The sequence below is a fragment of the Almyronema sp. genome (assembly GCF_052168255.1).
Taxonomy (GTDB): domain Bacteria; phylum Cyanobacteriota; class Cyanobacteriia; order Phormidesmidales; family Phormidesmidaceae; genus Sphaerothrix; species Sphaerothrix epifaneia.
Genome location: NZ_JBQLZL010000079.1, coordinates 32,389 through 55,061 on the forward strand (window position 1 = coordinate 32,389; position 22,673 = coordinate 55,061).

Annotated in this window: 21 protein-coding genes; 6 read left to right on the forward strand and 15 right to left on the reverse strand. The window is 50.0% G+C overall.

Annotation, left to right across the window (positions count from 1 at the left end; all coding sequences use genetic code 11):
* Positions 1–38: 38 nt before the first annotated feature.
* Both kaiB and ACTS3T_RS17900 read right to left on the reverse strand, forming a co-directional pair.
* Positions 39–353, reverse strand: coding sequence for a circadian clock protein KaiB (gene kaiB / locus ACTS3T_RS17895; RefSeq protein WP_377966284.1), 315 nt, complete (start codon positions 351–353; stop codon positions 39–41).
* A 57-nt stretch (positions 354–410) separates the two neighbouring features.
* Positions 411–1,286 carry a circadian clock protein KaiA gene (locus tag ACTS3T_RS17900; RefSeq protein WP_377966286.1) on the reverse strand — a complete coding sequence of 292 codons (876 nt, stop codon included), beginning with the start codon at positions 1,284–1,286 and terminating at the stop codon, positions 411–413.
* Between the two features lie 411 nt (positions 1,287–1,697).
* Here ACTS3T_RS17900 and ACTS3T_RS17905 point away from each other — a divergent pair, with 411 nt between their 5' ends.
* Entirely contained in the window at positions 1,698–4,274 is a 2,577-nt protein-coding gene (locus ACTS3T_RS17905) for an ATP-binding protein (RefSeq protein ID WP_462935306.1), read from the forward strand.
* Here the strand turns inward: ACTS3T_RS17905 and cbiT are convergent.
* From cbiT to ACTS3T_RS17920, 3 genes are read right to left on the reverse strand one after another with little or no spacing between them, the layout of a single operon-like run.
* Positions 4,271–4,885: a precorrin-6Y C5,15-methyltransferase subunit CbiT gene (cbiT, locus tag ACTS3T_RS17910; protein WP_377966290.1), complete on the reverse strand. Its 615-nt coding sequence runs from the start codon at positions 4,883–4,885 to the stop codon at positions 4,271–4,273. The two genes, ACTS3T_RS17905 and cbiT, sit on opposite strands and share 4 nt — an antisense overlap.
* Positions 4,882–6,366 carry an aminotransferase class I/II-fold pyridoxal phosphate-dependent enzyme gene (locus ACTS3T_RS17915; RefSeq protein WP_377966292.1) on the reverse strand — a complete coding sequence of 495 codons (1,485 nt, stop codon included), beginning with the start codon at positions 6,364–6,366 and terminating at the stop codon, positions 4,882–4,884. Before ACTS3T_RS17915 ends, cbiT begins: the two co-directional genes overlap by 4 nt.
* Before the next feature lie 4 nt (positions 6,367–6,370).
* Positions 6,371–6,805 (reverse strand): VOC family protein, encoded by a 435-nt coding sequence (locus ACTS3T_RS17920; RefSeq protein ID WP_377966295.1) that lies wholly within the window; start codon positions 6,803–6,805, stop codon positions 6,371–6,373.
* A gap of 154 nt (positions 6,806–6,959) precedes the next feature.
* Between ACTS3T_RS17920 and ACTS3T_RS17925 the strand changes: the two genes are divergently transcribed.
* The gene (locus ACTS3T_RS17925; RefSeq protein ID WP_377966297.1) at positions 6,960–8,138 is read left to right on the forward strand and encodes a caspase family protein; all 1,179 of its coding nucleotides are present in this window, start codon (positions 6,960–6,962) and stop codon (positions 8,136–8,138) included.
* Positions 8,139–8,356: 218 nt separating this feature from the next.
* On the opposite strand, the gene tkt is transcribed toward ACTS3T_RS17925, so the two are convergent.
* The 3 genes from tkt to acpP form a co-directional block, all read right to left on the reverse strand.
* Positions 8,357–10,363 carry a transketolase gene (gene tkt / locus ACTS3T_RS17930; RefSeq protein ID WP_377966299.1) on the reverse strand — a complete coding sequence of 669 codons (2,007 nt, stop codon included), beginning with the start codon at positions 10,361–10,363 and terminating at the stop codon, positions 8,357–8,359.
* 244 nt (positions 10,364–10,607) lie between these two features.
* Positions 10,608–11,861 carry a beta-ketoacyl-ACP synthase II gene (gene fabF, locus ACTS3T_RS17935; RefSeq protein ID WP_377966301.1) on the reverse strand — a complete coding sequence of 418 codons (1,254 nt, stop codon included), beginning with the start codon at positions 11,859–11,861 and terminating at the stop codon, positions 10,608–10,610.
* 72 nt (positions 11,862–11,933) lie between these two features.
* Positions 11,934–12,179: an acyl carrier protein gene (gene acpP / locus ACTS3T_RS17940; protein WP_377966303.1), complete on the reverse strand. Its 246-nt coding sequence runs from the start codon at positions 12,177–12,179 to the stop codon at positions 11,934–11,936.
* A gap of 391 nt (positions 12,180–12,570) precedes the next feature.
* Here acpP and psaC point away from each other — a divergent pair, with 391 nt between their 5' ends.
* On the forward strand, positions 12,571–12,816 hold the full coding sequence (gene psaC, locus ACTS3T_RS17945) for a photosystem I iron-sulfur center protein PsaC (protein WP_106455634.1): 246 nt from the start codon (positions 12,571–12,573) through the stop codon (positions 12,814–12,816).
* A 90-nt stretch (positions 12,817–12,906) separates the two neighbouring features.
* On the opposite strand, the gene ACTS3T_RS17950 is transcribed toward psaC, so the two are convergent.
* Complete coding sequence (locus tag ACTS3T_RS17950; protein ID WP_377966305.1) at positions 12,907–14,088, reverse strand: metallophosphoesterase family protein; 1,182 nt, start codon at positions 14,086–14,088, stop codon at positions 12,907–12,909.
* Between the two features lie 151 nt (positions 14,089–14,239).
* On the opposite strand from ACTS3T_RS17950, the gene ACTS3T_RS17955 reads away from it, so the two are divergent.
* From ACTS3T_RS17955 to ACTS3T_RS17965, 3 genes are all read left to right on the forward strand, one after another.
* Positions 14,240–16,225: an aconitate hydratase gene (locus ACTS3T_RS17955; RefSeq protein ID WP_377966307.1), complete on the forward strand. Its 1,986-nt coding sequence runs from the start codon at positions 14,240–14,242 to the stop codon at positions 16,223–16,225.
* A gap of 293 nt (positions 16,226–16,518) precedes the next feature.
* Complete coding sequence (gene trxA, locus ACTS3T_RS17960) at positions 16,519–16,839, forward strand: thioredoxin (RefSeq protein WP_346289280.1); 321 nt, start codon at positions 16,519–16,521, stop codon at positions 16,837–16,839.
* Between the two features lie 236 nt (positions 16,840–17,075).
* Positions 17,076–18,143 (forward strand): LOG family protein, encoded by a 1,068-nt coding sequence (locus tag ACTS3T_RS17965; RefSeq protein ID WP_377966309.1) that lies wholly within the window; start codon positions 17,076–17,078, stop codon positions 18,141–18,143.
* Between the two features lie 138 nt (positions 18,144–18,281).
* Here the strand turns inward: ACTS3T_RS17965 and ACTS3T_RS17970 are convergent, their stop codons facing one another.
* From ACTS3T_RS17970 to ACTS3T_RS17995, 6 genes are all read right to left on the reverse strand, one after another.
* Positions 18,282–19,595 carry an aminopeptidase P N-terminal domain-containing protein gene (locus tag ACTS3T_RS17970; RefSeq protein ID WP_377966311.1) on the reverse strand — a complete coding sequence of 438 codons (1,314 nt, stop codon included), beginning with the start codon at positions 19,593–19,595 and terminating at the stop codon, positions 18,282–18,284.
* A gap of 5 nt (positions 19,596–19,600) precedes the next feature.
* A complete protein-coding gene (locus ACTS3T_RS17975) occupies positions 19,601–20,398 on the reverse strand; it encodes an MBL fold metallo-hydrolase (protein WP_377966313.1) in 798 nt (265 codons plus the stop codon).
* A gap of 74 nt (positions 20,399–20,472) precedes the next feature.
* Positions 20,473–21,111: an anthranilate synthase component II gene (locus ACTS3T_RS17980; RefSeq protein ID WP_377966315.1), complete on the reverse strand. Its 639-nt coding sequence runs from the start codon at positions 21,109–21,111 to the stop codon at positions 20,473–20,475.
* Between the two features lie 24 nt (positions 21,112–21,135).
* Positions 21,136–21,582 carry a diacylglycerol kinase family protein gene (locus tag ACTS3T_RS17985; RefSeq protein ID WP_377966317.1) on the reverse strand — a complete coding sequence of 149 codons (447 nt, stop codon included), beginning with the start codon at positions 21,580–21,582 and terminating at the stop codon, positions 21,136–21,138.
* A gap of 180 nt (positions 21,583–21,762) precedes the next feature.
* Complete coding sequence (gene ybeY, locus ACTS3T_RS17990; protein ID WP_377966319.1) at positions 21,763–22,275, reverse strand: rRNA maturation RNase YbeY; 513 nt, start codon at positions 22,273–22,275, stop codon at positions 21,763–21,765.
* 23 nt (positions 22,276–22,298) lie between these two features.
* Positions 22,299–22,487 (reverse strand): DUF3285 domain-containing protein, encoded by a 189-nt coding sequence (locus ACTS3T_RS17995; protein ID WP_377966321.1) that lies wholly within the window; start codon positions 22,485–22,487, stop codon positions 22,299–22,301.
* Between the last annotated feature and the right edge of the window lie 186 nt (positions 22,488–22,673).

The window sequence follows — 22,673 nt, forward strand, 5'->3', positions numbered from 1 at the left end:
AATCGTTATTTTCATTATCCCCGTAGAAGCCATTTAACTTAGTTAAAGCGCTCTTCTTCCTGCAACTCGTCGTATAAAAGATCTAGGCCAATTAAAACTCGCTCTCGATCAGAAAGATCGCCAATAATTTTACGAACTGGGGGGGGCAAAATCTTAGCCAAGGTTGGCGTTGCCAAGATTTTATCTTCCTCAGCTAACTGAGGATTTTTTAGCACATCAATTACTTTAAGCGCATAAACTCCCTGAAACTCTTGTTCGAGAATGTTATTTAAGGTTTTAAGGGCCCGAATTGAGTTAGGTGTATTGCCTGCAACGTAAAGCTTTAGGATATAAGTTTTTTTGAGCGGACTCATAGAAATTTTGCAGATTAGCTTAAAGAGTTTGTCAACCGGAAAACAAAAGTTAATTTTTTAGAGTTCTCTTGGAATTGAGCGACGATACATTTCACACAGATGGGCAATGACATCGATCAAGGTAAGGCGGTAGTCTAGCAAAATCTCTTCGCTACGCCCTTCAATCTGCAACTGCTTGGAAAACTCATCCATCAAGTCCATATGAATCTCAACAATTTGGGAAACCGGAATGTCAGCAAAAAAAGCAACATTAACATAGTCATCAATTTTTTGATTCAGGGTGGCATCCTTAGAAAAATAGCTAAGGATAATTCTGCGGTAATCGTTGCTGAGTTTCTCTAGCAGTTCTTGGCGCTCTGCGCGGGTCATATTACGAAAAAAGTTTTGGGCATTGCGCTTGTAATAAACTCCAAGATAACCTAGACGCTCTTTGAGTTTTTTGGCAAGCATCTGTTGCTTGGTTGTCAGAACGCTCAGAGAACTATCGGCTACAGCGGGTGGGCTATTGGTGTCGCGATCGCCAATTGAGAGCGTTAAAAACCGATCAATTGCTTGGTGAATGCAGTCTTCCAAATCGCTGAGATTTTCTTGATGGAGATACGTCACAACGGCCTGTAAAGACGACGACACTAGCTGTTCGTCCAGCGCAGCGGTGTTTTCAGCAGCAGGCGCAGGACTCGCAGGGTCGTCTATTAAAATAATGGGTAAAAGCGCTTTTTGAGCTTCTAGCTGCTCTAGCAGTTGCTCAATATTCACACTACGCTGCAAAATTAAACAATCAATTTGATGGTGATGGGTAGTTGCCCAACTCAGCAGTGTAGCCTCATCTGGCACCTGTTTAAGCACATAGGAATCCTGGCTGAGGTTTTGCCTGAGCGTCTCAGCAAGTTCAGGAGCAGGAGCAAAAATACCAACGAGAAATTGAGAGGGCAAAATGCGTTAGAAATAGAGAGCGTTAACTGCCACTTCAAGCTGACACCCCGATCAAGGAGTCGTAGGCAGACTTTTCAGCACGCCGAACAGCTTGCATCGCAAGATTCTTAACAATTATTGTAAAGTCAAAGGTGGCTGAAAGAGAAAGCTGCCCCATAATTGAGATAGGTTATGCCCTGCCGCCCACAGACTCTAGCGTTCAAGCCCGGTTCGAGTGGGCTTTATAAGGTTGGGACATAAGTGTAAGTCATAATAGTTTGCCTGCCGAATTCAGCCATTTTTACGGTGAGGGCTTGGCGTTAATCTAATTGAACCTGGCTAACCTAAAACTAGCCTATCATTCTCCGAGCGCTTAACCGCGACACTGCAACAGCTTCAGCACTTTCAGGAGGCGACTCTCCTCCCTAGTTCATGGTTACACTTACCATTGCTCAATTTTTGAGCCAAGTTCCTAGCTGCAAGCAGTCAAGCACGATCGCTCTAGCCTGGCAATGCTGCTGCCGTTCTCAGCAAGACTACCTGGTTTTAGTCAATCTTGATTATCATCCGGTGGGTCTGTTAAAAACAGCCCAGATTGCTGTGTATCTGTCTCAAACGGGAGGGTTGCCAGCCGCCGATTCTCTGGTGGAACATTTTGCTGCTGAGATCGAGCCGCTCAGGGTGATCTCAGCAGACACGTTACTATCCGTTTTTTGGCAGCAGCTAGCTGCGCAGCCCGCTCATTGGGCTATTGTCGATGCCCAATCACGCTATCTGGGCTTACTGGATAGCGCTAAGCTGCTGCAGTTTGTAGCGGCTCATCCCGCTATTATGGCATCCCTTGCCCAGCCAGCCGTATCCTGGTCTGGAGGAAGCGTTTTATTGGGGAAAAATCAGCTCCTTCAGCGGCTCAGTGCTGAGACTAGCTTATCGACCCTCTGTCAGCAAATTTTGATCGAAACTTTTGAGCAACTGCCCCTACCGCTACAGTTGCAGTCTGGCTCAGGGCAAGTTTTGGGGCAAACGCCTACCTGGCAAGATCGATTTGCAGAGCTAGCTGAAGTGGCTCAGGTGCCAGCGACCCCAACTCAGTCATTTCAAACTATTGCAAGGACGATAGACCCGGTTGGAGGCGCTGGGCCAGCAACAGCCAGCCAGCCTCGCCTCAAAGCGATTACGGCCACATTGACCACGGCGGCTGCGCCTGAGATGACCAATAGCGAGCGATCGCAGCAGTGGCAGGTTTGGCGAGTACCCATTGTCATCAACTTAGCCGAGTTAACCCACCAAGCGCGTTTTGTTTCAGATTGGGTACTGAATTCTGAAGCGGTTGGGATTGAACAGCTTTGTGCCATGCCCGATTTGAGTTTGGCAACACCGCCGTTGCAGTTTTGGCTGCTGATTGTACAGCCTGTTTTGGGTGAATGGCAGCAAATGCAAGCCTTAAGCGATCGCAATGCAGACTTAGAACACACTAATTTGCTCAAGGCAGAACTGCTGGGCTGTCTCAGCCATGAACTCAAAACCCCGCTCACCTCACTGCTAGGCTTGTCGAAGCTGCTGCAAGATCATCGTTTGGGATCGCTAAACGAGCGTCAAAATCGTTATGCAGCGCTCATTTATCAAAACGCTCGTAGCCTCAAGGCCACTGTGAACGAGATTTTAGATCTCACCCGCATTGAGTCGGGTCAAATGACGATTACCTCAGAACCCGTCAACCTGGCCGAGCTTTGTCGTCAAGCCCTATTGCAAGCCGAAGACTACAATCGAGCCCGAGGTGAAGGAGAAGCCCGGACGCATCCGCTGACGCTGAACCAGTTTCACCTCAAAATTGAACCGGGTTTAGAGCAACTGGTGGTGGACGAACTGCGGTTACAGCAAATTCTCATTCACCTCCTCAGCAACGCCCTGAAATGTACCCCCGAAACCGGAGAGATAGGACTCACGGTTCAGCGGTGGGGCAATTGGATCTTGATCAGCGTTTGGGATACAGGCGTTGGCATTCCGATAGGGCAGCAGCGCTTTATTTTTCATCGTTTACAGCGCATTGAAAACCCTCTGACCCAGCGTTTTACTGGCCCAGGGTTGGGTTTGGTTTTGGTGCGGCAGCTAGCCCGCTTGCAGGGGGGAGAAATTAGCTTTGTTTCTCAACCCGCTCAGGGCAGCCAGTTTACGCTGATGTTGCCGACTACGGCAACGCTACCCGAGCAAAGCGTTCCGGCTGAAGCGCTACTGCCTACTGCCGAACAAATGCTAGTGGTTATTTTGGAGACTGACCCGGTACAGCTTGCTGCCCTCAGCCAATCACTCAAGTCGATGGGTTGTTGGCCTGCGATCGCCCGTTCTCAACAAGAACTGATTGAAAAGGTGCGGCAGCTACGTCCACGCGCCGCCTTGCTGAACCTAGCCACCGCTGATCTCAACGTTGAGTGGTTAATGAAGCAACTGCGCACCGAAGCCGAAAAAGAACCGCTAGCCCTGATTGCGATCGCAACGGAGTCTGCACCTGTAAGCCCTGACCTCGTCGATCATGTCCTAAATTTGCCAATCGATGCGGCTACGTTTGAGCCGCTTTTTGCCCAGTTTCAGCCGAAAAAACCAACCCTGGCAAAGTCTACAGTGCTACTGCTGAAGCAAACCGACATGCTAGGCGGAGCAGCTAGCCCGGTTGACCAGATCTTGCAGCAATATCAGTGTCGGGTTTTAGAAGTAGACGATATTGATCAAGCGAGGCTGTTAGCCCAAATTTGGCGACCCCAGGTTATTTTGCTCGATCCAGAAATTGCAGATCCAGGGATTTATCTGCAGCGTCTAAGCCAGCAGCCTTCGTTAGCTCACTTGCCGATTGTGACCCTCACCAGTGAAGCGACCCAGTTAGCCAATCAGCTTCCCCCCCTCAAAGTTTTTCCTTGCTTGGCTGCTTTGAGTGATCCCACGTCGGGGACGCTAACAGGTTCACCCTTGCTAGAAGCGATTCAGGTAGCCATCCAAACCTCGCAACCGCTTTAGTCCAGCTTTTCGCCACTAAAAATAAAGATGGGATCTACGGCTGCGAATACCTGATGATAGCCGCGCATTTCAAGCCGATTGACGGCGGGTTGTACCACCTCAATATTGCGAACCTGCAGTTTTGAAAAGCTTTCTGAAACCTGGTATAGATTTTCTAAGTTGCTGACCGTAACCACAAAGCGTCCACCAGTTGCCAAAAACCTCCACGCGGTTTCTAAAGTAGCTTGGAGAGGACGGCCACCTTCAATCAAAATGCAGTCAGGCTGATAGGGCAACTGGGCTAAACACTCAGGAGCGCTCCCTTCAATCACCTCAACGTTGCTCACCTGAAAGCGATCGCAGTTGTGACGAATTAAAGTGGCGACTTCTTGATCGCGCTCCACCGCAACAATTTGCCCTGTGGCACACAGCAGCGCCGCCTCGATGGTAATCGTGCCTGTGCCAGCCCCAATATCCCAAAGGACGGCGTTTTTCTGCAGCCGCAGGTAGCCTAATACTAAAAGTCTTACCTCTCGCTTGCTCATCGGAATACCCGGAAGTTGCTCAAATAAGCTGTCAGGAATACCGGGGGTTGTGTAGGGCCACAGAGAAGCCATTGCATCTTTAGTCATGGGTTAACAATCTTGATCGTCTGTAAGCTTGCATCGCTGCAACCCGTCAGTTGCCCCCCCGCCTGACGAATAGCTTGCAAATAGGCGATCGCGGCTGATTCAATCCGTTCGCCCGGAAAAATGAGTGGAATACCGGGGGGATAAGGACAAATTAACTCGGCACTTATCTGGCCGATAGCTGCCGCTACGGTTACAGTTTTTGCAGGCGAGAAAAACGCTTGCCGGGGAGAAAGGGAGGGGACAGCCGCATCGGCAGGCGGCGTCAGGTCGGGCGGCGTCAGCCGTTTAGCAAGGGGTTGCTGGGTTACGAGTTGCTTAAAAGCCAAGACTAGCTGATCAACATCAGCCACCGTATTGCCCAAGCTGATGATAAAGGTCAGGTGGCTCAAGCTAGGGAGTTCAGCCGTGACCCCTAGCTGAGTGTGTAACCATTCATCTACGGCAAAACCCGTTAACCCTAACCCAGCCACCTCAACGGTTAAACGGGTCAAATCTAGACGCGCTGGGGCAACATCGGCAGGTGCCAAAATCCGTAGCCCCGCTAAGCGGCTAAGTTGCGATCGCGCGGTCTGCGCTAGTTTTAGGGTTTGGGTGATCAAAGCGGTTCCCGCTGTCGCCATTTGCTGACGAGCAGCATCTAAAGAAGCCAGCAGTAAATAGTTGGGGCTGCTTGACTGGGTTATCTGTAGGGCTTGCCGCAGGCGATCGCGATTAACTTTTTGCCCTTGTACATGCAGCATTGACGCTTGAGTCAGCGCTGCTAGCACCTTGTGAGTAGATTGGACGACAATATCAGCCCCCGCTGACAAGGCTGACTGTGGCAGTTCAGTATGAAAACCAAAGTGGGCACCGTGAGCCTCATCTACAATCAGGGGGCAGTTCAGCAGGTGCAGGCGTTCAGCGATCGCCGCCACCTCTGAGCAAACGCCTAAATAGGTCGGTGATACCAATAAAACAGCCTTCAAGTCTGGATGCTGGGCGATCGCTTGGTCAACCTGTGCCAAAGTTGTTCCCTGCACCACATCCCAGGTAGCATCATAAGGGGGCTGTAGCCAGACCGGAATCGCCCCCGACAGCACTAAAGCCGCAAAAACTGAACGATGAGCATGGCGCGGCACAAGCACCTGATCGCCAGGGCTGCAAACCGCTAGCAAAGCCGCTTGCAGCCCACAGGTTGAGCCATTGGCTAAAAAGAAAGTTTCTTCTGCCCCAAAAGCCTTGGCCGCTAACGTTTGGGCGGTTTGAATTGGCCCAGTAGGCGCAAATAGATTGTCTAATTCTGGCAGTTCGGGTAAGTCAGCCCGCAGAGCCTCGACCCCGATCAACTGCCGCAGATCGATCGCCGCCCCTTGTCCCCGTTTGTGGCCAGGGGTGTAAAAAGCTGCTTGGGCTTTCTGCGCACACTGCTGCAAAGCTGAAACCAGGGGAGCCTGATTTTGATCAGTTACCGAGTGCTGAGAGCAGGCATTGTCAGAGGTCATACTCTCAAGCTGGATCACAGCGAATTTCTACCAAAAAGCCGTCTGGGTCATAGCAGTAAATGCCGCGCCCAGTTGGGCGGCTGACCGGGCCGTGATCAATGGGTACCTGGTTTTGCTGTAAAACTGCGATCGCTAGATCAAATAGCTCAGGTGCAATCTCAAAAGCCAAGTGGTTGGCTCGGGTGAATTGCTGCTGAGGATCGGCATGGGGTGGCAGCAAATCTGGCTCCCAAAACAGATCCAAAATAGTCCCATCTGGCAATTTAAAGTTAGCAACCTGGCCAGCCGCAACCAGATCTTTCAAGGTTTCTGGTACTTCTGTTCCGGTTAACTCATGTAGCCCTAAAATCTCACCGTAAAACTGACGAGAGGCCGCCATGTTTTGAACATTGAGGGCTATGTGATGAATTCCTTTGAGGGTATGTTTAGGCAATTGCATGGTGATAGAAGGCAATGTGAGGCAACTTAGCAAAAGGAAGATGCTGCCTTTGATGATATCTAAGTAAAAACCTCAAACATCCTGACAATCAGCTTTTTCGCTAGAAAAGCGTATCTGTGAGCCTAGTAGGCGTGTATGGGCTAGAGGGAGCAAGATGACGAACAAGGCATTGCTTGTTGGTGTTGATAAAACCGGAGTATGGTTACCATCCAATCCGTTAGGGGCTGCAACTGAAACGATCCAAGCACTGCGTGAGGTCATAACTTCAGAAAAAGGGCCTTTTCAAACGACTGAGGTTGAAACTTTAATCAATCCAGATGCACAGCAAACTCGTCAGGCGATCGCCCGTTTGTGTACCAATGCCGAAGTAGACGATCTCAGATTGCTCTATTTCTTCGGTGCTGGTTTGATGGAAGCGGAAACCAGAAAAGTTTATTTAGCGGCGGCCAATACCGACCCCCACTATTTACAGACAACAGCCGTCTCGGCAGACTTTCTTAAGGGTTCGCTTGATAGCAGCTTATCCCAAAGGCAAATGGTAATTTTAGACTGTGGCTGGTATGGCACGCTGAGCGAAAACTCATCCATTTTGGGTTCTGTCAATTTGGCTCACCTGGCTAGCGAACATCGCGTGGTTTTAACCTGTGGTGGTCAGTCGCTAACGATGACGGCTAAAGGCCCGCTGCCGCTCTATACGCAGATTTTAATCGAAGGCATTCGGACGGAACTGGCAGATATCAATGGCGACAGTGCTATTTCTGCGGCTGAGCTGCATCATTACATTTACCGTGAAATTCATGAAACTGATCTAGAGATTTACCCTTTTCTCTATGCGCTGGGCAATAGCGCCCAGCTAACGCTGATGCAGTTACCAACCTATGCGCCAGAGCAAGAATACCGCCGCAGCGTAGAAGAGTACATAGCTGCCGACTACGGCACGCTGACCCCGCAAAGCCGCAAAGTTCTAGACTTTTTGCGCCAAAACTTGGACTTGCCGACTCAGGTGGCCGAGGCGATTGAAGCTCAGGTCTATCTGCCTCATCAGGAAAAGCGCCAAAAACTGGATCAGTATCAGCAAGTTTATTTAGAAGCCATTCAGTTGGAAAATCCGCCGCGCCAGATTATCCGTCGTCGCCTGCGATCGCTCCAGCGTCGGCTCGAATTAACCGATGACGAAATTAGATTTGTAGAAGAACAAGCCCAGCTCAACCGCGAACCTGCGGTTTTAGCGGCTGAAACCGAATCCCGCGATCGCGAAATCGAAGTTTTAGGTGGCAAACGGGCAATCGCCGCGCTTTCAGAACATCCGATTGATCGAGAAACCGTAGCCTGATCCAAAAGCTGTCACCCCCTCTCAGCTGCGCTGATAGGCAATATAGCTAAAGGCTGAAAGAAAGTTTTTGGGCAGAGGCTTTCAGCGATTGAAGTATCTTAGCTCTGGTGGTTACAGCGATACAGCCTTTATGGGCAAACACGCTTGACTAAAAAGGGACGTTGGTTAACGTCCCTTTGGATCAAAACTCAATTCAGTAGACTAAAACGACGGCAGATTTAGCCCAGCACGGCCTTAGCACGAGCAATCACGTTATCAACCGTGTAGCCAAACTTCTCCATGACCAAATCGCCAGGTGCAGAAGCCCCAAAGCGCTCAATGCTGATCATGTCGCCCTCAGATCCCATGTAGCGGCACCAGCCAAAGCTAGAAGCTGCTTCAACCACCAACCGCTTAGTAACAGATTTGGGCAGCACCGACTCTTTATAAGCCTGATCTTGAGCTTCAAACAACTCCCAAGAAGGCATAGAGACCACCCGCACCTTTTTGCCATCGGCTCGCAGTTGCTCCGCTGCATCTACACAGAGAGAAACCTCACTCCCCGTCCCAATCAAGATAATATCGGGCGTTTCTTCAGCACCAGAGAGTACATAAGCTCCCTTAGCCGTATTTTCAATGGAAGAACCGTCCAGGTTGGGGACGTTTTGCCGGGTAAAAGCAATTAGAGTTGGCGCTTTGCGATTTTCAACCGCAATCTTATAGGCACCCGAAACTTCATTACCATCTGCCGGACGAATGACCGTCAAATTGGGAATTGCGCGTAAAGAAGCCACCGTCTCTACCGGCTGGTGGGTAGGGCCGTCTTCACCTAAACCAACAGAATCGTGAGTCATGACGTAAATCACGCCAGCCTCAGAAAGCGCTGAAAGCCGAATAGCAGCCCGCATGTAGTCAGCAAAAACCAGGAACGTGGCACAGTAGGGAATCAAACCAGAATTGTGCAGCGCAATTCCGTTGCAAATAGCGCCCATGCCATGTTCGCGCACACCAAAGCGCAGATTGCGATTTTCGTACTGGCCTAGCTGGAAATCGCCAGAGACTTTAATTTCTGTCAGGTTGGAGTGGGTTAAATCAGCAGAACCACCAATTAATTCAGGTAAAGCTGGGGCTAGGGCGTTCAGCGTTGCCTGCGAGTGTTTACGTGTGGCCGTGCCTTTGTCAGCCGGGGTAAAGGTGGGTAGACCATCAGCCCAGCCTTCAGGCAATTTGCCTGACAACATCCGCTCAAACTCAGCAGCGGCTTCGGCATACTGGGTGCGATAGGTGGCCAGGGTTTCTTCCCATTCAGCTTCGTAGCTAGCCCCCCGCTCAACCGCTTTGCGCATGTGGTTGAGCGCATCTTCGGGAACTTCAAAGTCACCATAGCTCCAGCCAAGGTTTTCGCGGGTGGCAATAATTTCATCTGTGCCCAAAGCTGCTCCATGCACGCCGGGAGTGTTGGCTTTGTTAGGAGAGCCGTAGCCAATGGTGGTGGTTACTTTGATTAGCGAAGGCTTGTCAGTAACGGCTTTGGCATTTTCGATCGCTTTGGCGATCGCATCTAGATCAGTATTGCCATCCTCAACGTGCTGCACATGCCAGCCATAAGCTTCAAAACGCTTGGCTACATCTTCGGTAAAAGAGATATCTGTAGAGCCGTCAATCGAGATGTGGTTGTCGTCATAAAGCGCGATGAGTTTGCCCAAGCCAAGGTGCCCGGCTAAAGAGCAAGCTTCGCCGGAGACGCCCTCCATGTTACAGCCATCGCCCAAGATGACGTAGGTGTAATGGTCAACCAGGGTGCAGTCAGACTGGTTAAAACGTGCAGCCAAATGCGCTTCCGCCATCGCTAAGCCCACGGCATTGGCAATGCCCTGACCGAGGGGTCCGGTGGTCACCTCAACCCCTGGTGTTTCAAAGTTTTCGGGGTGGCCGGGAGTACGAGAACCCCACTGCCGAAACTGTTTAATGTCATCTAAACCAACGCTGTCGTACCCCGTCAGGTAAAGCAAGGCATACTGCAACATGCAACCATGACCCGCTGAAAGCACAAAGCGATCGCGGTTAAACCAGTTGGGATTTTTGGGATTGAACCGCATAAATTTGTCCCACAAGACAAACGCCATGGGGGCAGCCCCCATCGGCAGACCAGGGTGACCCGACTTCGCCTTTTCAACGGCATCAATGGCTAGAAATCGGATGGAATTAATACAAAGTGCTTCCAGAGATTGGGTTGCGACAGCCATAGTCCTAATGATTGAGTAACGGTACAAGGAGCCTGGGTCATCAGTATTAACGCCCTGAAGCCCTTAAGATGTGAGGCGCTTTCCCCATCATCCCATCCTGAGGGAGCGAGGATCAAGCAATTGTCATAGGTTATTTGAGGACACGTACCGAGTGGTCTGCCCTGATAAACCCCAAGCCAGCGTCCGCTAGCTTACCCGTAAGGCTAGCCCTCTTGATAGGTCATTATACCTATGGACTGTAGCCTTAGCGACTGAATTTTTGGAAAGCTAGGGTAACGTTATGCCCCCCAAAGCCAAATGAATTAGACAAAGCAACGTCCACTTTTAGGGCACGGCTTTGATTGGGTACATAGTCCAAATCACAGCCAGAATCAGGATTTTCCAGGTTGATCGTAGGCGGTACCTGATCATTGGCAACAGCCATGACTGTTGCAACGCCTTCAATCCCCCCTGAACCTCCCAACAGGTGCCCAGTCATAGATTTAGTAGAGCTAACAGCGATTTCATAAGCGCGATCGCCCAAGGCTCGTTTGATGGCTTCAGTTTCTGTCGGATCGTTGGCTGGTGTACTGGTGCCGTGGGCATTGATGTAGTTAATGTCTTGCGGCTGTAGCCCCGCATCTTTGAGAGCTAGCTGAATTGAGCGGGCAGCCCCTTCACCACCGGGTACAGGTGCGGTCATGTGGTAGGCATCACACGTCATGCCATAGCCAACGATTTCAGCGTAAATTTTGGCTCCTCGGCTAAGGGCATGTTCCAGTTCTTCGAGCAGCAAAACGCCGCAGCCTTCACCCATGACAAAGCCATCGCGATCGCGATCGAAAGGGCGACTGGCATGAGCCGGATCATCATTGCGGGTAGATAGCGCTCTGGCTGAAGCAAACCCGGCCACTGCCAGCGGCGTAATGGCAGCTTCAGTGCCGCCAGCAACCATCGCTTGCGCATAGCCTTGTTGAACTAGACGAAAGGCATCACCAATGGCGTTAGAGCCTGCTGCACAAGCGGTAACCGGGCAAGAATTAGGGCCTTTTGCTCCTAAATGAATAGCAGTCAACCCTGCCGCCATATTGGCAATCATCATGGGCACCATAAACGGGCTACACCGACTGGGGCCACGGCTTAAATAAATTTCTTGCTGGTCTTCTAAAACTTTGATGCCGCCGACGCCGGTGCCAATCATGACACCGACTTGCTCGGCGTTTAGATCAGTAATCTGAAACTGGGCATCTTCGATAGCTTGCTGGCTTGCCGCTACCGCAAACTGAGCAAAGCGATCCATACGCTTAGCATCTTTGCGATCGACATAGTCGAGCGGGTCAAATCCTTTGACTTCACCTGCAATCCGACAAGCATGTTTAGAGGCATCAAAGGCAGTAATAACATCAATACCGTTGCGACCGCTGATCAACCCCTCCCAATAGTCAGAGAGCGTATTTCCTAACGGCGTAACAGCGCCTAGTCCCGTAATAACAACACGCTTTTTATTAAAATCTGCCATGACTTACTTACAAACTAATCGATGTCTACCCAGAGTGCAGATAGCCTGATCTTCTTGAGGCGTATTTGCCCTCTAAACAGCGGATTTTTCTTTGATGAAGTCTACAGCAGCTTGAACGGTGCCGATATTTTCAGCCGCTTCATCAGGAATTTCAATATCAAACTCTTCTTCTAGGGCCATTACCAATTCAACGGTATCTAGGGAATCGGCCCCTAAGTCATTAGCGAAGCTAGCTTCGGGCTTAACTTCCGACTCTTCCACACCCAGTTGCTCAGCAACAATCTTTTGAACCTTTTCAAAAACTGCGTCCTGGCTCATGTTCCTCTTCTCTTAGCGACCGTAATAAACCAAATACATTCCGCATACCTAAACTACGATACACGCAACTAAATCAAGCGAACAGCCCTTGAACTAGCTCTTTTCTCGGGTTTAAGCATTCCTACATCTTAATCTGAAAGCGTACCTCTCTTCGCCACGAATGCAGCAATCAATGCTGAAACCGCAGTGGCATGACGATCCAAAGCGATCGCTTTTAACCAAGGATATTACGTTCCATAAAGTTTTGTGGTTAAGCGTTCAATCTGGAAAATCCCTCGCTATAGACTATTCATTGATTGGAGAACCCTTACCTGATGGTCGATTCCAGAGGTCATTCTTGATGCTCTGGCTTTGTACTATTGAAAATCTTTAACATTGGAGTCTTAATTCAATGTCTCATTCAGTCAAAATCTACGATACTTGTATCGGCTGTACGCAGTGCGTCCGGGCTTGTCCTACGGACGTTTTGGAGATGGTGCCCTGGGATGGCTGTAAAGCTGGCCAGATTGCCTCTTCGCCTCGAACTCAAGACTGTGTGGGCTGCAAGCGGTGTGAAACGGCTTGCCCTACTGACTTTTTGAGTATTCGAGTTTATCTAGGAGCTGAAACCACGCGTAGCATGGGCTTAGCTTACTAGGGCATACGCCGACCTTGATTATCCTGTCGTCCTTAAATTTAAGGATGCTAAGCTGCGGGGGAACGTTTCCCCCTTTTTTTGTGGCAGCTTTTATTTAAGACTTGGTACATAAGATTGGTTTTGCTCGGTGGGGGTGAGATCGGCTAAGGCCAGATCGCGGCGGATCAAGCGTCCATTTGGCCCAATAATCTGACGGGGTAAATCGGCTAAGTTAATCAGGCTGCGATCGCCCATGTTATAGCCTGTATAGGTTGTCGTATCCGTCTGCCAAAAGATATCCATCACTGTAAGCGTTTGCATCGGCGCATCAATTCGTCCGAGCCAGGTGCGAGGCCCGCTACCTAAGGCACCGCAATGAAGAAACTCCAAGTTACCTAAGCGAGCCGGGTAATAGGCGTGATGGTGCCCACAGATATAGGTATGAACGTTGTGACGCTCTAATAGGGCACGCAGCTCATCCGCCCGCTCTAGAATTTCGCCAGCGCGATCGCGACCTTGCGATACCGCGTAAAACGGCAAATGTCCTATCACAATGCGGCGCTTGGCGCTTTGTGCTTCAGCGCTAGCCAAACTGCGATCGGCCCAGGCCACCTCATCTGCGGCCACCGTCGCTGAAGAGGCATCCCAAACTAGATAAAAAATGTCATTGTGCAGAGCGCTGTAGTAGAAGGGGTATCCGGCGCGATCGACAAAGTTGAGGCCAACGTCTCGCTGCGAGTCTTGCCAGTAAGCCTGAGCCAAATCTCGTTCCAGCCCATAGAGAAAATTGCCGTTGACTTTGACGCTAGAAGCATCGTGATTGCCCAAAGTAAAAATGAACGGCAGTCCCGTTTGTCGAATGGGCTGCAGCACTTTTTGGTCAAACCCAGCCCACATCGCCCGAATTTCAGACTCCGTGAGTGAAAGCTTTTGCCCAGCTACCATATCGCCTGCGCACACAACTAGATCGGGCTGCCAGTCCGCTACCATCTGAGCCGCTTCTTCAACTTCAGCGCGATAATCGGTCGAACCATAGGGGCTGTTAATGTCGCTAAAGACCACTAGCCGCACATCCCCCCGTTGCGGCCCATACATCCCAGCAGGACTGGGGTTGCTCGGCATTACCGTTTTTGCCCCCGCTTTAAACGATTCGCCAGCCGCCGCGATCGCTTGCGTGTCGGCCAACGCCGGGGTCAAACTGGTACGACTAAAGACTCGATGGCTCACCCAACTGGTACTCGCACCGAGGGTCAGCCCCCCCAAAACTAAAAAATGGCGACGGCTAAGGCTCATAGCAGTTAAACAGCAGCAGATCACCCAAACTTTAGCATTGAGCGATTGAATTGCGGTTAAGAACTTGAGATCGGTTCTTTCCTCTGTCAGATGTCAGATCGATCAAATTAGATTCCAATGTGGGGCAATATTGCCGCTAGTTTTACTGCTTATGAGCGCTGCCCCCTTGAATGTCACCCAAAAGCTAATTCAGTCTCACCTGGTTTCAGGCCAGCTAGAACCGGGGGCGGAAATTGGTTTGCGCATTGACCAATCACTCACGCAAGATGCCACCGGGACGATGGTGATGTTAGAGCTAGAGGCAATGGGACTTGATCGGGTCAAAACCGAGCTATCAGCTCAGTATGTCGATCACAATCTATTGCAAACCGACTATAAAAATGCAGACGATCACGCCTTTTTGCGTTCTGCCTGTCAACGCTTTGGCATCTGGTATAGCCGTCCGGGCAATGGCATTTCTCATGTTGTCCATATGGAGCGCTTTGGGGTTCCTGGGAAAACCCTGATCGGCTCAGATAGCCATACCCCTGCTGCTGGCGCGATGGCAATGCTCGCTTTTGGGGCGGGCGGCCTTGATGTGGCTTTGGCAATGGCCGGAAAGCCCATGTTTATTAAAATGCCACGGGTTTTGGGAGTTAAACTCACGGGTGAATTACCAGACTGGGTTAGCGCGAAAGATGTGATTCTAGAGATGCTGCGCCGCTACGACGTTGATGGTGGTCGAGGGCTAATTGTGGAGTATTACGGGCCAGGGCTTGCCAGCCTTAGCGCCATGGATCGCCACGTAATCGCCAACATGGGTACCGAGCTAGGAGCGACGTCGACGGTATTTCCCGCCGATCAAGAAGTTCAACGGTTTTTGACGGAGCAGCAGCGAGGAGAAGTCTGGACAGAAATTATTGCCGACGCTGGCGCTAGCTACGATCTCCAAACCGAAATCAATTTGTCAGAACTGGTACCGCTGATTGCCTGCCCGAGCAGTCCGGGGAATGTGGTAACAGTGCGGCAAGTGGAGGGGCGCGACGTGGGTCAGGTGGTAATCGGGTCTTCGGCCAATCCAGGACTGCGGGATTTTTGGATAGTCAGCGCGATCGCGAAAGGAAAAGTCGCCTGCGATCGCGTTTCTTTTGATATCAACCCCACCTCGCGGCAGGTGATTGAAAATTTAGCAGTGATGGATGATAGCCCTTTTCTCGATTTAATCCAGGCTGGGGCTAGGTTTCATCAGGCAGGCTGTCTCGGCTGCATTGGTATGGGGCAAGCGCCCGCTTCAAAACAAATTTCACTGCGAACGATGCCGCGTAACTTTCCGGGGCGATCGGGTACAGCCGATGATCAAGTTTATTTGTGCAGTCCGGAAACAGCCGTAGCCGCTGCCCTGACCGGAAAAATTACCGATCCGCGCGACTTAGCCAGCTTATACGACCTGATCTATCCCCCCTACCAGCCGCCAGAACAGACCATTATCAACACCGATATGTTAGTGGCTCCCCCCAAAGAGGGTAGCCCGGTCAAGATTGAAAAAGGCCCCAACATTAAATCGTTTCCTGACTTTGAAGCCCTGCCCGATACCGCAACCGTACCCGTGCTGCTGAAGGTAGGCGACAACATTTCCACCGACGAGATTTTGCCGGCTGGAGCACGGGTTTTGCCATTTCGCAGCAATATTCCTGGCATCAGTCAGTTTGTTTACTACCTCAACGACCCCACCTTTGCCGAACGGGCTGAAGCCAGCAAAGCTCAATTTGGCGGTCATGTGCTGGTAGCGGGTCATAACTATGCCCAAGGATCTAGCCGGGAACATGCCGCGATCGCTCCACGTTATTTAGGTCAAATTGCCGTCTTAGCTAAATCCTATGCCCGCATTGGCTGGCAAAACCTGGTGAACTTTGGCATCTTGCCCTTAGAGTTTGTCAACCCAGACGACTACGCCACCGTCAACGCCGCCGATGAAATCGAACTGGTCAACCTGCGAACCGTTGTCTACTCCAAAGAACCGTTTCAGGCCAAAAATTTGACCCAAGGTTTAACCTATGAGCTGACCCATCAACTCAGCGATCGCCAACGACAGGTCATCCTGTTAGGCGGCCTAATCAACGAATACAAAGCCAAACTGAAAGAAGACGGCAACTGCTAAAAAATTCAGAAAGACCCAAAGCCCGCAAAGCTTGGCATAATTCTGCGGTCAGTTACAAGTCAGTAAACACTGTAAAGGACTGAAGCTTTAGCTAGATCAAAAATCAACTATTCCTCAAGGAAGTTGACAACAGATAACAACGGTTTAAAGACTGAATTGCAGTCACCCCAAAGTCTGAAAAGGCAGACGTTTATCAAGATATTTATACAGAATTGTATAGGGCTTGATGCAAAGGCGTTGGTTTTGGCTATGGTAAGATTCTGAATGGATAGCAGAAGCAAGGATTTCTAGGCATGTCAGCCGCACAAGTTACAGATTCTACGTTTAAGCAAGAGGTACTTGAGAGCGACGTTCCGGTCTTAGTCGATTTTTGGGCCCCTTGGTGCGGCCCTTGCCGGATGGTTGCTCCCGTTGTTGATGAAATTGCCGAGCAGTATGCTGGGCAAGTCAAAGTTGTCAAAGTTAATACTGACGAAAACCCTAGCGTGGCCAGTCAGTATGGCATTCGGAGTATTCCGACACTGATGATTTTCAAAGGTGGGCAACGAGTAGACATGGTTGTTGGGGCCGTTCCCAAAACGACCTTGGCTAACACGCTAGAGAAGTATCTCTAGTGATCTTGCTTTAGCGGCAACATAGCTGAGCAGTCATTAGATTCCTCAATCATCTAAAGTAAAGATCTTCAAAGTACAGCCCTAGTCTTTGCGACTGGGGCTGATTTTGTTGACGCTTATAGCCAAAGGCAGAGAGATAACTGCTGCAAAAAAACCTTTGCGTCTGGCATCTTTAGCCTTCTGGCTTTGGCTATAAATCTCGCTAGAATAAAGTGCTAGCCGTTAATTCGAAGGTTATGGTTGCTTCTCCATCCGATTTGCCGACTTCGATTCAATCAGATATGGCCAGCTTTATGGCGCAAGTTTCTAGCCTGCAACATGGGCAACTAATCCAGCAGGTGTTAGAAACGATTCTACGGATGGTTGGCCGCGAGGCGGATCGACTGGACTGGAAGATCCTAAACTATGCCCTGCAAGATATGGAAAAGGGCTTTCAGTTGTTTTATCCCCATCGGCACATTCGCAAAGTAACTATTTTTGGCTCGGCTCGTCTGTCAGCCGACAGTCCCGAGTATCAAATGGCTCTAGAATTTGCTCAGCGTATCACTCAGCAAGGGTTCATGGTAATGACCGGGGCGGGTGGCGGCATTATGGAAGCGGGTAATAAAGGCGCTGGGCCTGATCAGTCCTTTGGCCTTAATATCCAGTTGCCGTTTGAGCAAGGGGCGAATCCAGCCATTGAAAACGACCCCAAGCTGCTGAATTTTAAGTACTTTTTTACCCGCAAGCTTTTTTTCCTCCGAGAGAGTGACGCATTAGCGCTTTTCCCAGGTGGATTTGGGACTCAAGACGAAGCTTTCGAAGCTTTAACGTTAGTGCAAACCGGAAAAGCAGGGCCTTTGCCTTTGGTTTTAGTCGATCGCCCAGGGGGTGACTACTGGCTCAGTTGGGATAGCTATATTCGTAGTCATTTGCTTGAGCGGGGTCTGATCAGTTTAGACGACCCCAGCTTGTATACAATTACTCATAACCTAGATGAAGCTTGTGAAGCTATTTCTAGCTTTTACCGAGTTTTTCACTCTACACGTTATGTCGGAGAGCAACTAGTTATTCGCTTGAAGCAGCCGATCTCTGAAACGGCGATCGCCCAGCTTAATCAAGACTTTAGCGACATTCTCAAATCTGGCAAAATTCAGGCCAGCCAGGTTTTAGCTGCCGAACAGGGTGACGAAACCGAACATTTGCCTCGCTTAGTCCTGCACTTTAACCATCGTGATTTTGGCCGCCTTTACCAGCTCATTGGTACCCTCAATCAATTAGGCGACGACCATTCACCCGCCTCTGAGCATCCTGAACAAAAGTAGAAACCGGGCGTTGAAGTATAGGCTGTAGCGACAAGCGTTGAGACACCTCAGCCTTCTGCCCCCTGCTATCGAGCATGAGGCAGAAGGCAAAAAGAAAGCCATTCCGCCAAAGCAAAGACTGAAAAACTGGGCTATCTCTTAGCTACGCTCCATCACATCAACCGCTTTAGGAACGCCTGCCGTCAGCACCTCATGCCCCGTTTCAGTTACCAGCAAATCGTCTTCAATTCGAATGCCAATACCCCGCCAGCAATTGTCAACTTCCGGCTGTCCCTCGGCGGGTTCGTAATAAGGGGAGATATAAATTCCGGGTTCTACCGTCACCACATTTCCAGGTTCAAAAGGCTTCCAGGTTTTGTCGGCATTGCGTAAGATGCCAACATCGTGAACATCCAAACCCAAAAAATGGCCAGTCCCATGCATGAAGAAGGCTTTATACTGCTTATTTTCAATTAGCTCATCCACAGTTCCCCGCAGTAAACCCAACGCCACTAAGCCATCTGTAATTGTTCGAGTCGCAGCATCATGAAAGGCATTGAAGGGTTTTCCAGGCTGAACCTCAGCGATCGCCTGTTGCTGTGCTTCCAGCACCAACTCGTACAAAACGCGTTGTTCGGGAGAAAATCGTCCTCCAACTGGAAAAGTTCGGGTAATGTCTGCGTTGTAGTAATCGTAAGCACAGCCAGCATCAATCAACAGGAGATCGTCGGCCTGTAGCTGACGTCGGTTTTCAATATAGTGAAGAATACAGGCATTCTCACCAGAAGCCACAATAGAAGGATAAGCAGGCCCCATTCCCCCTTGGCGTCGAAAACGCTGCTCTAATTCGGCTTGAATTTCATACTCGTAAATACCCGGTCGAGCCATTTCGCGAGCAGCGTTATGAGCTTCAACGGTAATCGCGATCGCTTTTCGCATCAGCACCAGTTCTTCCGACTGCTTAACCCGTCGCATCGCCTGTAGCAGTAACTTAGCATCCTCAATGGCGACTGGCCCAGTACCTCGCTTTGTATAAGTCGCTAATAGTCGTTGCCATAGCTGCAAAATCTTTTGATTAAACGCTGAATCCAGGCCAAAATGATAGTACAAACGATCGGCATTTTCTACATAGTCCGGCAGCTTCTCCTCAAGCTCCTCAATAGAATAAACCTCATCCGCCTCATACAGTTCCTTAGCGCGATCGACGCCCAAACGGTAACCCGTCCAGGTTTCTTTAGCCAAATCTTTGGGCTGAACAAACAGTACAAATCTATGCTTGTCATGGTGAGGCGCTAATACCGCTACCGCCTCTGGTTCGTTGAACCCCGTCAAATAATAAAAGTCGCTGTCCTGCCGAAAAGGATACTCGACATCGTTGTGCATGACAGCCATCGGCGCACTACGAAAAATAGCCGTCGCTGTGCCCAACTGAGCCATCAGCTCAGCCCGCCGCTGAGAATAGTTAATTTGCATGCTGCTTAAAAACGATATCTGAACACCTGAACCTTCATCCCTGTAGCAGGCAACGTATTGGTTCTAACCGTCAAAGCATCTCCTGTCCCTTGACTAACCTGAGCTGCAGGTAGCGTTTGCTGCACAAGCGATAGAAACTCATCTATCGGTGCCAGCGGGCATTCCGCTGCCGCAACCCCCTCTGCAGCAGCAGTTTGGTACTGCGTAGGAATCACCAGCTTAGGATTTAAAACCTGCATAACCCCAACCGCTTCCTGAGCGTTATAAGCTTTAGGGCCACCCCCTACTGGCAGCAGCAAAACGTCAGGCCGTCCGATTAAAATTTGTTCTTCTACGCTAATCGGGGCAGCAGCTCCTCCCATGTGTACAATCGTGATGCCCGCTTGGTTCCAGCGCCAAATAACGTTATTGCCAAAGCGACGGCCTCCTTCGCGATCGTGATCGGTGAGAATCCCCTGAATGCGAAGTGGATCTAGCTCATAAATACCGGGTTCAGCCAGTAAACGGGGATTGCCGGGTAAGTCATCTACCCAACCTTCATCGAAAAGACGGCTACTAATTAGTACCAAATCAGCAGCTGCTTGCACAGGACGATAGCCCGCCGTACACCCCACAGGCCGAAACGGATTAACCAGTATCCGCTGCCCCCCACCCGTGAACAGAAAAGCACTATGGCCAAGCCACTGTAGCATCACTGAGCCGCTCGTTTGGGCTGGCAATTTCTGCCAATGCGAAGTTAACCCCAGTCCAAAAGTCGCTAAAAAGGTCGCTCCAGCATAGCGAACCAACTGTCGCCGTTTCATAACTCTTTCTCCAACATTACGTAGGCTATCAATCACAGAAACGCTCTGCAAATTTTCGCACGATACTTGCTGAGTTAGGGGCTCACGGTAGATAAGCGCTCCGCTAACGAAGGCTCTGCTGGAGCAGATAGTGACGTTAGAAAATTGCGCAGTAGCAGCTTTCCGGGTTCTGTGAGAACGCTTTCTGGATGAAACTGCACGCCTTGAATATGAGGATATTGACGGTGACGAACCCCCATAATGGTGCCATCTTCAACCCAGGCTGTAATTTCCAAATCTGCCGGACAACTTTGCCGATCAATCACCAAACTGTGATAGCGCGTAGCCGTAAACGGATTTGCTAGCCCTGCAAAAACGCCCACTCCTGAATGGTGAACCTGAGAGGTTTTGCCATGCATGAGAACGGGGGCAGACACCACCTGTCCACCAAACACTTGACCAATTCCTTGATGGCCTAAGCAAACGCCCAAAAGCGGTACCGTTTTACCCAAAACTCGAATGACCTCCATTGAGATGCCCGCATCCTCTGGTCTACCGGGGCCAGGAGAAATGACAATAGCTGCTGGGTTTAGGCGTTCAATATCTTGGAGCGAAATCTGATCATTTCTAAAGACTTGAATCGATTGAGCAACTGGAAACTCAGCACTCAACTCACCTAAATACTGGACAAGGTTGTAGGTAAAGCTATCGTAATTATCGATGACCAAAAGCATGTTTTCTTACCTGGCTGAAACTGATTACAAACGAGCAAACAAAGGAGGGACTAAAAGACAGCCCGCCACTAAGACAGAGGCTAGCGCCGAAATGAGGACGGCAGCGGCGGCACAATCTTTGGCAATTTTGGCCAGTTCGTGATAAGCCTGCTGAACCGTCAAGTCGACGACAGACTCAATAGCCGTGTTAATCAGTTCCATTGTTAAAACAGCGCCACTGGTCAAACCCAAAATGGCAATGCTAGTCGCATCTAAATGCAACCATAGCCCTAAGCTAAGGGCAAAAGCGCCGACCACTACATGAATTCGAAAGTTCCGCTGGGTTTGAAAAGCGTAAGCTACCCCATTCCATGCAAATCGAAAGCTGGCTAGAAGATTAGAAGCGACTTGCCAAGCCATATCCCGATTGGGCTGGGCTAGCTTGGGCGTAGCGTCTGAAGCTTGTTCTAGAGATTTTTGAGAAAGCGGCATGGGCATAGCGTCTTAGGAAAACGTCTTCAGATCTAGCAAAGAGTTACAGCATTTACATCTATCTAGGCAGCAAAATTGAACCAGATTTGCTAGATAGAGTAGCCGATCGAATCCTGATGCACTTACGTTACAGTATGTAACTCAATCACTCGCTGTAACAACTCTAACCTGAAGTCTTCATTAAGTGACGACGCCGACTGTCTGTAAGAGCCGTCGTTGCTCAACTAACATTTGTTCTAGCTGATCTTCATCGGGATGATCCCAACCTAAAAGATGTAAAAAGCCATGAGCAGCCAGCCAAGCTAGCTCTTGTTGCAGGCTGTGTTGCTGCTCAGTAGCTTGGGTAGCTGCCGTTTCCAGGGAGATGACAATGTCTCCTAGATAAAGTGGCTGAGTTTCTAGCATTTCTAGAGCAACTGGCGCTGTAGCTTCAAGGGTGGCAAAAGCTAAAACATCGGTTGGCACATTCTTAGCGCGGTACTGCGCGTTGAGTTGCTGAATTTGGCGATCGCTGGTCAGTCGCAAACTCACCTCATAGGTTCCGATTGGCGATGGCGGCGGCTGTAGGTGCCTCAGCCAAGTTTGTAGCCAATCTTGCCAAGGCAAATCTGGAATGGCCGTCTCCCCTAAATCTTCAATTTGAATAGCTACTTCAAGGTGTATTAATGACAAGTTTGTCCCAGAAGACTCCATATAGATGATGCATCTCCGGTTAGCTAGCGGGTGAGATAAGCCAGCCCTACTAGCAAAGACAGCAGACCAACTGTCGTTAGGGTGAAGTGATAGAGAGACTTGCCGCCCTTCTTCACCATGTTTCTCATCGCTAGTTTGACGTAACTTGGAGGAGCACTAGCCTCAGCAGGCAAAGCCGTTGAAGGTTGAGAATCAGGCGTCGGTTTTTTCATAATCAAGGTGAGGGATTAGTTGTTATAGCTTGCGGGTTAAAAGCCTCAGTCGCGCTACAGCACACCTAGAAAGCTTTAAGCGGCGATCGCTAGGGAAATACAAGCCCTACAGCGTTCTTTAGCCAAACCATTGAACAAACAACAAATTCAGGCGCACAGGCCAACACAACCCAGGGTCAGCTTTTC